Consider the following 13,892-nt stretch of genomic DNA (forward strand, 5'->3'; position numbering starts at 1 on the left):
GGAGGCTTGCTGGTTTCTATTTTGGGCCGGTTATAGGCTTGCGGCAATTGGGACCGTCATTTTCCTTGTCATTTCTCAGGCAGCGTGTATTCCCGTAGGCACTCTTGTGTTACACTAAGTACGCTACATATCAAATAATGACCGAGGTGACCTGAGACATGAATGACAATTTGGCACAGGCTCTGAACGAGCAAATGAACTTTGAATTTTACTCCGCTCATGTGTATCTGGCGATGGCCGCTTATTGCTCCAGTGAAAGTCTGGATGGATTCGCAAACTTCTTCCTGGTACAGGCAGAGGAGGAACGGTTTCATGCGATGAAGCTGTACAAATATATTAATGACCGCAGAGGGCGAGCTACGTTGGCAGCATTACCCGAGCCTAAAAATAGCTACGAATCCATGCTGGATGTATTTGAGCATGGCTACAAGCATGAACAGCAAAACACACAGAAGTTTTATCATTTGGCTGACCTGGCTCTGGACGCACGTGAACATGCCACGATCCATTTCCTGAAATGGTTTATCGATGAACAAGTCGAAGAGGAAGCTCTGTTCGACGGGGTCATCCAAAAGCTCAAGCGTATTGAGAAAGACAGCAACGCCTTTTACATGCTGGACAGTGAGTTTGCCAAACGCAGCTTTACTGCACCTGCGGAATAACACGCCTGTACAAACAAGTTTTATTTAAACGAGGATTTTGCAAAAATCCAATAAGCGACTTCCAATAAACAATATATAGATCGAAAGGGTCTAGTTCGTCTATATATTGCACTTTGGAGCGACTGGAATCGAATTTTGCAAAATCCTGAAACTTGTGCAGTTTCCCAATGAGTATGAATGCCGTTTACAGCCAAGATACAACGATCCACAGGAAGAGGACTGATGAACAGGGTGAAATATAATCGTTTGGGAAACAGTGGGCTTCAGGTGTCCGCACTTGGCCTTGGCACCAATTCTTTCGGTAAAAGAGCTGACCAGCAGACTTCGATGAATATCATCCATGCTGCACTCGACCAAGGAATTAATTTTATAGATACCGCCAATATTTATGCTGGTTCGGAATCGGAAAGAATGATCGGGCTGGCGCTGGAAGGTAGACGGCAGTCTGTCGTTCTTGCCACCAAAGCAGGTCTTCCGAAGCACGAAGGACCCGGGGGGAGCGGCTCTTCCCGCCATCATCTGATGCAGGAGCTTGAAGGCAGCTTGCGCCGTCTTAAGACTGATTATGTCGATCTGTACCAGATTCACACATTCGACCCCTACACCCCGTTGGAGGAAACGCTACGCACACTTGACGATATGGTCTCCGCAGGTAAAGTGCGTTATATCGGTGCTTCCAATTACGCGGCCTGGGAAATGATGAAGGCGCTGGGGATCAGCGAAGCGCGGAATCTAGTCAAGTACGTCTCGATTCAGTGCAGCTACTCCCTCGCTGACCGTACGCCGGAGATGGAGCTGCTCCCGCTCTGCCTCGATCAGGGAATCGGAATTATTCCCTACTTCCCGCTTGCCGGGGGCATTCTCACCGGCAAATATGCCGGAGGTGGTGCCGTACCTGCCGGCTCCAGAGCCGAAACCGATCCCAACTTCAGCCGCTTCCTTAGCCCTGAGCGAATTGAACTCGGAAACGAAGTAAATGAAATCGCTGAAGAGCTGGGCACTTCGCCCACGGCGCTGTCATTAGCCTGGCTGATGAACAGGCCCGCCGTTTCTAGTGTTATTGTTGGAGCCACGCAGGTAGAGCAGGTGCAGCATAATCTGCTCAGTGTCTCCGTTCATCTGGATGCACCAACGCTGGACAAGCTGGAGCAAGCCAGCCTTTCCTTCCGCAGCAGCGAGCCGTTTGCGTTCTATCGTTTGCCGTAGGCGAGCCAGGCGTATAAGCCGAAAACGTTACCCCGGAATAGTGGGCGTGACGTTTTCGGCTTTTTTAATGAGCATATAACAACTTCCTTTGCAAGAACATTGTTATTTTAAATGTAGCTATAGAAAAAATTAATTAGTCGCTGCGATCGTGAGCGTGCTACAGTAATATTATTCTTCATATCTGATTAAGTAGATAGGATTAATCGTTCTAAGTGCCGAGGCACATTATAAATGACAATATAGAAAGGCGGGTTAATATGAGCGAAATCTATCGTCTGGCACAACAGGAGGACGCCGAAAGATTGCAGTATGTGACGTACGAGGCATACGAAACGATTCGGCAGTTGGGGCTTCAATGGCCTGCCGCTCAGGCAGACGTGGCTCTTATTCAGGAAAACATTAAAAATAATGATTGCTATGTACTGGAAGTTGATGGTGTCATACAGGCTACGGTTAGCCATCTGAAAAATAGAGCCCTTAATTTTATAACCGATTTACCATTTGTGATGTGGTTCGCTGTGGACCCGGCTGCACAGGGCAAAGGATATGGGAGAAAACTGCTGAGCTGGGTAGAGCAGGCGATTATTCGTGATCAGGTGGGTGCCCCTGCGGTGACACTGGCGACAGCGGAGAAACATCCATATTTGCTATCCATGTACGAGCGTTGGGGATATGAACGTATCCATGCTTTTGATCACGGAACTGGGGATGGGACGATGCATTTACTGCGTAAAGTGGTGAATCCTGCATTATTTGATACCTACATTCGTGAGAAAAATTGAAGCCGAGACGGCTAAACGTAATTAGACCCGACCACCTGGAACGGACGAGGCCGAATCGTTCGCCGAAAGGGGTATGTTGAGCAGTTTCACCGATTTGCCGAGGATATCATACTGATGCTGCGGTGGGAAATTCCGAGCACGATTTGGCAGCATGGACCGGATATTGATGAGCAGGTCGATTACCGCTGTAAAAAATGATGCGCCACCCTTATCTCGTAAAAGCCTCCCATGTAGGAGGCTTTCAGGTCCGTGACGACCAGAGAGATAGGGTTTTTGTGTTGTAATATGTATAAATTAATTCCATATAATTACTTTTTGCAAAATTAGAAAAACATTGACATTTTTGGAATGCTTACTTTATCATGTTAGTAAAGTGTAACATATTTTACGCTTTTTTTGTTTAGAACAACAACCTTCTATGGCTCCGAATTCATAAAATGAAGTTCACCTATGATGCTGAAATCTTTAATTTTTAATTAAAAATCTCAGCCCACTCCAAATTTACAAACCCCTAAGATCACACACTTAATTTGATTCTTTTTGCTCATATCACGAAATGGAAATTCATAATTTTAGCAAACTCTCATCGACCTTCTGTTCTTTGTTGCTGCGGCTGTCTTGATACATATACATGTTGGCACATGTGCCTTGAGGCATTTTTTTGGTGTTGCTATTTTTGGGCGTTGCTATATGTAATTTTCAGCGGATCATAGTTTCGGGAAGTATTCCGCCTAAGTGAGCGGCCGAGCGGGTAAACAAGCAGAACAAGTATTAATATGGAGCCTTTAAGGAGGGGAAGCAAAAGGGAACAATTTCAAGTTTAAGTCATACGTTCGATCATTCCAGTCAGAGCAGAGGGTGACGAAGTAAACGTGATGGTCTCATTTGTCACAGCCGTGTGCTGGGCTAGCTTATGAAAACTCAGTAATAAAGGGGATATAAATATGGGGAACGAATATCCGGCGACGGAATCGGTAAGTGATCAGCATCAATCATCTATTCGTCAAAAGTTAGCGAAAATGATCGGAAATGTGTCCCAGCTCAGTCTGGAGGAATTGGAGCCACAAACACATTTTCTGGAGCTGGGACTGGACTCCATTAATCTGTCCCAAGTCCGCCACAGCATCAAGGATGCATTTGGGTTGGACATTCCGATGAATGAGTTTTTTGAAACATTAACCACCTTGGAACTGTTAACGAGTTATGTGGCCGAACGGGTAGATATTTCTACAGACTCTCCAAATGAAATTGTGTTGGAAAATCATTTGGAGGCCCCACTAATTTTAAATAAGAAGGATTTGACTGAGCAGACGGTACCTGAAGCATTTAAAACGTACCTTCAAGCGGATATTCCGATATCCACGCCTGTTTATGCAGCAGAGCAGACAGAGATTCAAAGCTTTCACAGGGCTTCTGCTTCTTTGGGATTGGAACGGATCTTGGAGCAACAGCTTCACCTGATGTCACAGCAGCTTGATGTCCTGCGGTATAGTAACTCTATCCCTGTGACAGGTTCCGCTACATTCCAGCCGAAAACGATAATATCGCCATCCGTGTCAGCAGGCGGAAATGGTGGGCTGATGCGATCAGAAGTTAAGCGGCAGGTCACGGCTACGCAAGAACCGGTTTCATCTGCACAGACTACCCTAAAACAGGCTGATTCGGAATCCAAGCCGTTTACACCATACAAAAATCTGGATGTTAAAGCACGTGAATTGCTTTCGCTCCGTCAGGAACAACACCTGCAAGAGCTGATTGAGCGCTACACGGCCCGTACGCATAGCACCAAACTGTACACCCAGCAATATCGCTCCGTATACGCCAATAACCGTAATGTGGCTGGATTCCGGCCTGTTTTGAAGGAAATGGTGTATCAAATTATATCCCAGCGTGCAGACGGGTCTAAAATCTGGGATCTGGACGGCAATGAATATGTCGATTTGACGATGGGCTTTGGTGTGAATCTGTTCGGACACAATCCAGCCTTTATTCGTGAAAAAATTGAGGAAGAGCTGAAGAACGGCATGTGTGTCGGCCCCATGTCCAACATGGCCGGACAGGTCGCCGAGCGAATATGCAAGATGACTGGCGTGGAACGGATTGCCCTGTACAATTCCGGCACCGAGGCCGTTATGGTCGCGCTCCGTTTGGCACGTGCTGCTACAGGACGAGCTAAAGTCGTCATTTTTGCCGGCTCGTATCACGGTACATTCGACGGGGTGCTGGCACTGGGAAGCACGGGTGATAACAAGGAGCATTCAACGCCTCTAGCTCCAGGGATCTTGCAGCATATGGTGGACGATGTGGTCGTGCTTCATTATGGAGCGGACGATTCCCTGGATTATATCCGCACCCATGCGCAAGAACTGGCCGCGGTTATAGTGGAGCCGGTGCAAAGCCGCCGGCCAGATTTTCAGCCTAAAGCCTTTTTGCAGGAAATTCGCCAGATAACGGAGCAGTCGGGTACTGCCTTCATTTTCGATGAAGTCATAACAGGCTTCCGGATTCAGCCCGGGGGAGCCCAAGCGTGGTTTGGGGTGCAAGCCGACCTCGTGACCTACGGTAAAATCATTGGCGGCGGGCTGCCCATCGGCATCGTCGCCGGAAAAGCCGCCTTTATGAACGGGATCGACGGAGGCACATGGAGCTTCGGGGACGATTCCTATCCGCAGCATGAGCAGCAGCGAACCTTTGTCGCAGGAACCTTCTGCCATCATCCGCTGGCCATGGCTGCATCCTTAGCGGTGCTGGATCATTTGGAGAAAAATGGCGAGCGACTGCAAAATCGCTTGAACAGCCGCACCTCGGCGTTGGCAGCGGAGCTGAACGGCTATTTCACTGACGAACACGTACCTATGAAGGTCGTTCACTATGGCTCCCTATTCCGCTTCGTGCTCAAAGGCGATCTGGAATTGTTCTTTTATCACATGCTGGACAAAGGCATCTATATCTGGGAGGGACGAAACTGTTTCTTGTCCACAGCCCATACCGAGGAAGATATTGCGCGAATCGTACAAGCGGTCAAGGATAGCGTGAACGAGCTGCGTAAAGGGGGATTTTTACCGGACCCGCCCCCGAATGAAAACGGCCTGGAGCCAGATAAGCAATTTGTATCCGTATCTATTTCTCAAGAAATGGTGACATGGAGTGCTCAGGAAAGCGTGATTGCGCTGACTCCGGACCAAAAACAGCTTTGGTTCGCCTCCGTCTCGGAACGAAGTGACTCTCAATCCTTACACGAAACCGCCTTGCTACGGTTTCGCGGTCCACTTCAACAGGAGATTTTCACCGAGGCTATCCGTACCATTATGAGCCGCCACGAAGCGCTACGTACCTTCATAAGCGCCGATGGGGAGACACAGGTAGTTGCTTCTGAGATGAACATCAATGTTCCGCTACATGATTTTACGGACTACCCCTTGGGTGAACAGGAACAGCACATCCAAACGTGGATGATTGAAGACAGCGCCATACCGTTTACTTTCACACCGGATGAGCCGTTATTCCGTGTTCGATTGCTGAAAACATCGGAGCAGGAACACTTGGGTGTGTTTACCTTCCATCATTTGATTGCCGATGGCTGGTCGATGGGCGTATTCATTCAGGAACTGCAGCACATTTACTCCGCGCGGGTCCGTCATGAGTCTATTACCTTACCCGATCCGGTGTCTTTTCGGGAGTATGCCGTTTGGCAGCAAGATGAGCTGAGGGCAGGGGGAGAGGGGGCTGCTGCTTTTTGGTCGACTAAGCTGGTTAAATCTTTGCCTGTACTAGAACTGCCTTCTCCGGTACGTGGAACACAGACTCCGTCCTCCAACGGAAGCAGACATACCGTTATTCTTGAAACACCACTCGTCAAACAGCTAAGAACAACCAGCATAAAGCTCGGCAGCAGTTTGTTCATCACGCTGTTATCTGCATTTCAAATTTTTCTGCATCGGCTGACAGGACAGAAAGAAGTAACCGTTAGCGTGCCTACGGCGGGACAATCTCATATGGACGTCTTCTCTCTGATCGGCAATTGCGTCAACTTGCTTCCCGTCATTGGTGAAGTGCGTCATGATGTTACCTTTAGTGAATATACCCAAATGATCAAAAAAAGAATGCATGAACTGGAGGCTTATCAAAAATACAGCTTTGCCGGATTGGCTCAACAAGGTCTGAAGCATTTGCCTGTGATGAATGTTGTATTCAATATGGATCGGCCGATTCCGCGTTTTCAATTCCACGGACTGGAAGCGGAACTCGTTGAGAATGAGGTATCTTTCAGCAAATACGAGCTGTTTTTGAATGTTACGGAGGTACAGAAGCAATTGCGTCTGGATTTTGACTTTAATACGGATCTTTTTGAGGAAGCCACGATTAAAGAATGGTCAGAATATTTCCTCCATCTGCTGCATTCCATTGTGGCGGACGAGGGAAGCCGTGTTTCCTCACTATCTTTACTTCGCGGCCCAGAAAAGGAACAGCTTCTAGCTACTTGGGCTGCGAACGCAGATATCCACGGTAATTATCCTTGCGTTCTCGATGTGTACAAGCAGCCCGCTCCTGCCGGAACAGCGGGGGAAGTGTATCAAGCCTCGGCAGACGCAGGTTTGTTGGGTACAACTCAGGAATGGGCTTACATCAAAACTGGAGGCAAGTTACAGCATATTGGTCATTTGAACCGGATGATCCACATTCGCGGGCACCAGGTCAATCTGGAGCAACTGGAAAAATACTTGTTGCAAACATTCCAATTGGAGGCCTGCGTTATTACGCCACAAATGGATGAAGCTGGAGAAGTTTCTTATGTAACGGCTTATGTGGTGGCAAGTGCATCAGCTCCTTGGGAAGAAGTCGAATTGAAGCAGGTTGTGAATGAAACATTTCCGGATTATACGCAGCCCCGTTTTTGGATTCTAATGGATCGGATTCCTCTCCTGCCCGATGGACAGCCGGATCTACAGGCTCTGCTGGAGCTGGGACAGTCCAGTCTTTTTACGCCAAAAGATGCTGACTCTAAGGTGCGTGCCGTAGAGGATCAGCTCGTTACTATTTGGAAGGATGTTTTGAATGTACATGAAGTCCGCCGACACGATAACTTTTTCCAACAGGGTGGGGATTCGTTAAAAGCGACAGTCATTCTCTCCAGAGTGAGCAAAGAGTTGGGTGTACAGATTCCACTTAGCCATATTTTTGAGCTGCAAACCATTGCGGAGCTGGCTACCTATGTGGCTGGAGGAACCAAACAGACGTATGAACCGATTGTACCCGTAGCATCGCAACCTTTTTATCCGGTCTCTTCATCCCAAAAAAGGATGTACGTACTGGATCAATTGGGAGGCGGAACGGCCTATCATGTATCCGGTCAGCTTCACATCGAAGGTAATCTGGAGGTTACCCGATTTATTGAGGCTGTTCAGGAAGTTGTTTTACGTCATGATTCCTTTCGGACGTATTTTGAGTTGGAAGACGGGGAAGTCGTACAAAAAGTTCAGGACACGATACCGTTTGATATCCCGTTCTCTCGAATCACCAAGGAAGAAGCAATACAGGCGCAAGCCTTGTTTGTGCAGCCTTTTGACTTGGGAACAGCACCTTTGTTCCGCGCCGAGCTGTTCGAAGTTATTCAGGGCGGTTTCGTGCTGCTAGTGGATATGCATCATATTATTGCGGACGGTTTTTCCATGGCTGTGCTGCTGGAGGAGATCATTCAGCGTTATCAAGGTAGACAGCTTGCCCCGATTCAGCTTCATTACAAGGACTATGTGGCCTGGCAGAACCAGCAGATCACGGACAGTATCCTGGAGTCACACGAATCATATTGGTTAGAGTCCCTGAATGGCGAGCTTCCCATATTGAATATGCCCACGGACTTCTCACGTCCGCAAGCACAAAGCTTTGAAGGGGATAGCTTCACAGTCACGTTGGAACCTGAAATAACCAATGCACTCTACAAGCTGGCCCAAGATACCGAATCGACGATTTTCATGGTGCTTTTAGCGGCGTATAACGTTCTACTGGCCAAATATTCGGGGCAGGAAGATATCATTGTTGGCTCTCCTGTTGCCGGAAGAGGGCATGCAGATACTCAAGCGATGATTGGGATGTTCGTCAATACACTGGCGCTTCGTAATTACCCGCAATCGACGCTGACATTCCAATCCTTTTTACAGGAGGTCAAGCAAAGCACGTTGCTGGCACTGGAGCATCAAGACTATCCATTTGACGAGTTGGTAGACAAGCTGGAGCTGGTACGCGACTTGAGCCGAAATCCGGTGTTTGATACGATATTCAGTTTACAAAATGTAGGAACGGATGTTTTGGAAGCCGGAGGCATTCGTTTCAAACCAGAGGAATTCAATTCTGGCGTAGCGCAGGTGGATTTATCATTAATTGTGACCGAGGAACAAGATCACTTGACCTTTGTATGGGAATATGGCAACAAATTGTTTAAGCCGGAGACAGTTCAGCGATTGGCAGGACATTTTTTGAAGATATTGGAGACAATCACGCAAGATGCTGGGTTACGATTGGCTGATATGAATATTTTGTCCGATCATGAGAAACAGTTGATTTTATCAAGATTAAATGAAATAGCTATACTTAAACCATTAACCAAGAGTAGACATGTTGATTATTCAGAGTATCAAGATCATTATGCAGCTTTGCGTTACTGGAGAGCCTATTTGCAGAAGTACGAGGGTCAATCCCGTTTGCCGCAGGCCAGAATAAAGAGGGAATGGAGCCATCAGACCGAATGTCATAATTTTGATTTGGGTACAGAGTTGACGGCTGAACTGCAACGGATTGCCCAGGAACATGAGGTGACGATCCATATACTAGTGCAAACGGTGTGGGGGATTCTGCTGCAAAAATATAATAATACCGATGATGTGGTTTTTGGTAGTGTGGCTTCAGGACGCACATCTACAGCACCCGTGCGCATTAGCAGCAGTAAAAATAGCCTATTTTCGGAAGAGATCAAGCAACTCCAAATGCATGCTATGGTTTCTCGTGCCTATGATGCGTACTCACTAGATGAAATAGAGACAATGGCAGAGCAAGACCATGATTTAATTAATCACCTCCTTATTTTCAAACATGTTCCAATGGAAGAACAAATTAAGCAGTTGGGTGATAGCGATGAGGCTCGCTTTTATATTACCGGAGTCGATTTGGTGAAGCAGACAAATTATGATTTTAATCTGGTGGTAGTGCCAGGAAAAACGATACAAATGAGTGTTATATATAACATCCGAACATTTGATCATGAAAGTATAGAGCAAATTCAGGGACACTTGCAGCAACTACTGGAGCAAGTGGCGGGGAACCCGGACATCCGGGTGGATGAACTGGAAATCGTGACAGAGCAGGAGCGCGAGCAAATTCTGAGTATTTGGGGAGATACGGCAGCAGAGTATCCGCACGAGCAGACGATTCACGGCTTGTTCGAAGCGCAAGTCTTACAAACACCAGAGCAGGCAGCCTTGTTCTTTGAGGGAAGGCAATTAACATACAGTGAGTTGAATAAGAGCGCAAATCAATTGGCAAGAACTCTGCAGTCTTATGGTGTGCAGCCAGAACAGCGAATTGGTTTACTAGTGGAACGATCTATTGAGATGATCGTTGGTATACTCGCAGTTCTCAAAGCAGGTGGTGTTTATGTACCAATAGACCCGGAATATCCAGTAGAACGTATCCATTATATGTTGGAAGATTCCGATGCGCAGATTGTACTGACACAGCAGACGTTTATTGATCGAATATCCTTTAACGGGATTACTCTCGCACTGGATGACTCCGCAATATATTCTGCGGATGGTTCTAATTTGATCATGCCAATGGCCAGGGCAGATCATCTGATGTACGTTCTATACACCTCAGGAACGACTGGGCAGCCGAAAGGGGTCATGGTCACTCATCGTAGTGCAGTCAACACGGTGAACTGGTTTTCACAACGTTATGCAACAAATGATGGACTTCGTATGATTCTGACGTCGGAATATACATTTGATCCAAGTCTTGAGCAAATTTTTGCGACACTGTTGTATGGGGGGGAACTGCATTGCATCCGGCGTACAACGCTGCTGAGTAAGCAGCTTCTGATCGAATACATTAAGACTCATAACATCGCTGTACTAGATATTCCACCCGCCCTGATGAGAGCTTTTTTATCTGAAGATTCCAAAATACCTTGCTTAGATACGTTAATTTGCGGTGGTGAACGGCTGGAAGACTCATTAAAGGAAAAAATAGTGAGCAAAGGTTACATTCTGAATAATCATTATGGGCCGACGGAAACAACCATTGATGTGCTGGCTTCCGTGTGTGAACCAGAAATATCAGTGAATCTGGGTAAACCTATTCATAATACGCAGGCATATATTCTGAACAAGCATGGTAAGCTTCAACCAATAGGGGTAATTGGTGAGCTATGCATCAGCGGTGTGGGCGTAGCCCGCGGGTATCTGAACCGTCCGGAGCTGACGGATGAAAAATTTGTGCCAAATCCGTTTTCTGGTGGAAAAGCGGACTATGAATGGATGTATCGTACAGGCGATTTGGCTCGCTGGCTGCCGGATGGGAATATTGAGTACCTGGGTCGGATCGACCATCAGGTGAAAATTCGAGGGTATCGGATTGAATTGGGTGAGGTTGAGGCCACTCTCATGAAAGTGGAGGCTGTACAAGAAGCGATCATTCTGGCCCATGAGGATAAGCAAGGAGAAAACCAATTGGTCGCCTATTATGTGGCAGAGCGTGAAATGAGCGTAAGTGTATTGCGCAGCTTACTGGGCAAGGTGCTTCCGAACTACATGGTACCTTCATACTTTGTACAGCTGGAACATATGCCACTGACCTCGAACGGCAAAATTGACCGAAATTCATTGCCTCAACCGGAAGGAAATCTGCAAAGTGGAGGAGACTATGTCACACCGCAGACATGGGTGGAATTGAAGCTGACACAAATCTGGCAAGATATACTGTGCTTAGAGAAGGTTGGCGTGAAAGAGAATTTTTTCGAGATTGGCGGACACTCTCTACGTGCGACCACACTGGTTTCGAAGATTCACAAAGAACTGAACAAATCGCTTCCACTGCGTTGTATTTTTGAAGCACCGACGATTGAACAACTGGCAGTGTTGATCGAAGGGCTAGATCAGGAAGCGTATGCGTCCATTCCGGTGACGGAAGAACGCAACTTCTACCCGCTGTCCTCAGCGCAAAAACGGATGTATGTTCTGCAACAGCTCGATCCAAATGATGTGCACTACAACATGCCTGCCGTGTTCCAGGTAAGCGGTCCGTTGGATATAGAACGGATGGAGGAAGCATTCCGTCAGTTGATCGCGCGCCATGCGACCCTTCGCACCCGCTTTGAAATGGTGAACAGCGAGCCGATGCAACAGATTCAGGATAGCGTATCGTTCGAGCTGGAATATGCGAAGGTGCAGGCAGGACATGTCGTAGCATACACAGCAGCAGATCGACAAACCGATGCGGAAATCATAAATCGTGATGCAGTGCAAGAACAGTATGCATCAGTGTCCGAACTGCTTGTGAACAGGGAAGTACAAGAAACGATCCAAAGTTTTGTACGTCCATTTGATCTACAAGCTGCTCCGCTGCTGCGGATAGCCTTGATTGATCTGGGCGTACAGGGAGTAGAAGAAGAGCCGCAGTATCTGCTGATGCTCGATATGCACCATATTATCTCGGACGGTGTGTCGACAGGCGTGTTGATCCGCGAATTTGCTCGCTTATACAGCGGTGAAGAGCTGCCACCGTTACGAATTCAATACAAAGATTATGCCGTATGGCAGCAAAGTGAAGCACAACAGGAGTGGATGAAGCGCCAGGAAGCCTATTGGCTGAATACCTTCCGGGGTAATTTGCCTGTGCTGAACCTGCCAACCGACTTTGCCCGTCCGGCAGTACGGAGCACAGCAGGTGACACAGTGGTGTTTGAACTGGAAAGCGAAGTCAGCGAACGCTTGAAAGAACTGGCGGCACAGACCGATTCCACCCTGTATATGGTACTGCTGGCAGTCTATACAGCGCTGTTGCATCAGTACACTGGACAGGAAGACATCATCGTCGGTACCCCAATTGCCGGACGACCACATGTGGATCTGGAGCCCATTATCGGGATGTTTGTCGGGACAGTGGCTATCCGCAATTATCCGACCGCAGAGCAAACCTTCCGAAGCTATGTGGGGGACGTGAAAAACCGGGCATTACTAGCATATGAGCATCAGGACTATCCGTTTGAGGAACTGGTGGAAAAGCTGAATGTGAAGCGGGATATGAGCCGCAATCCGCTGTTCGACACGATGTTTGCGCTGCAAAACACCGAAGAAAGTGAGCTGAGACTAGCGGATATCAGCTTCCGTCCATATGGTATGGAGCAGGCTCCGGCGAAGTTCGACCTGATGCTGGAAGCCAGCGAGAAGGAAAAAGGTATTCAATTCGGATTAGAGTATGCAATGTCACTGTATGAGCGAGAAACCATCGAGCAGATTACGCGCCACTTCGTACGATTGGCTGGAGCTATTGCGGTGAATCCCGATACGACGCTGGGTGAGTTGGAATGGATCACGACGGAAGAAAACGTACCTGTCCTGAAAATCCATCAAGACTGTCAAAAGGCTTCTCGTTACTGGAATGCATATTTGGAGGGGAATACGGAACCGTCCCATTTGCCTCAGGCAAAAATGTTGAGTAACGAGAAATATCAGCCAGAGCAACTTGATTTTGATCTGGGTGTAAGTCTGACGATTCAGATTCAGCAGATCGCCAAGCGTCATCAGGTGACTTTAAAAACGCTGATCCAGAGCGTTTGGGGCATATTGCTGCAAAAATATAATGGCACGGATGACGTCCTGTTTGGTAGTATGGATTCCAAGCGTACGACGGACGCTTCACAGGTAGGGCAAATAATTGATCAGCACAGTATGGTACCTGTACGGATCAATAGTCATGGGGAAAGCCTGTTCTCGGAATTGATGAAACAAATTGAGAAGCAGTCTAGATCTATCCATGCGCATACCAAGTATTCACTGGATGAAATTCAAGCGTTGTTGGGGCTTAAGCAGGATTTGATCAACCATATACTCATTTTTGTAAATGATTCAGATGAGGAACAAGCTGAGCAAGTGAATAACGTTGGTGAAGCTAGTTTCAGTAGGAATAGTGTGGAGTCCGTTGAACAGACGAGCTATGACTTTAATCTTGTGATACAGTCTGGTAAAGCCAT

At 47.4% G+C, this 13,892-nt stretch carries 3 protein-coding genes and 1 pseudogene; all 4 read left to right on the forward strand.

The window, feature by feature from the left end:
* Positions 1-158 precede the first annotated feature (158 nt).
* Positions 159-662 carry a ferritin gene (locus KQI_RS0100955; protein WP_007430454.1) on the forward strand — a complete coding sequence of 168 codons (504 nt, stop codon included), beginning with the start codon at positions 159-161 and terminating at the stop codon, positions 660-662.
* Positions 663-893: 231 nt separating this feature from the next.
* Positions 894-1,868 carry an aldo/keto reductase gene (locus tag KQI_RS0100960; protein ID WP_029389971.1) on the forward strand — a complete coding sequence of 325 codons (975 nt, stop codon included), beginning with the start codon at positions 894-896 and terminating at the stop codon, positions 1,866-1,868.
* A 257-nt stretch (positions 1,869-2,125) separates the two neighbouring features.
* Positions 2,126-2,675: pseudogene (locus KQI_RS0100965) on the forward strand (GNAT family N-acetyltransferase).
* Between the two features lie 919 nt (positions 2,676-3,594).
* Positions 3,595-13,892 (forward strand): non-ribosomal peptide synthetase (locus KQI_RS27535; protein ID WP_010344797.1); only part of this gene is annotated, 10,298 nt, incomplete at its 3' end.

This window comes from Paenibacillus peoriae KCTC 3763, assembly GCF_000236805.1.
Lineage (GTDB): Bacteria > Bacillota > Bacilli > Paenibacillales > Paenibacillaceae > Paenibacillus > Paenibacillus peoriae.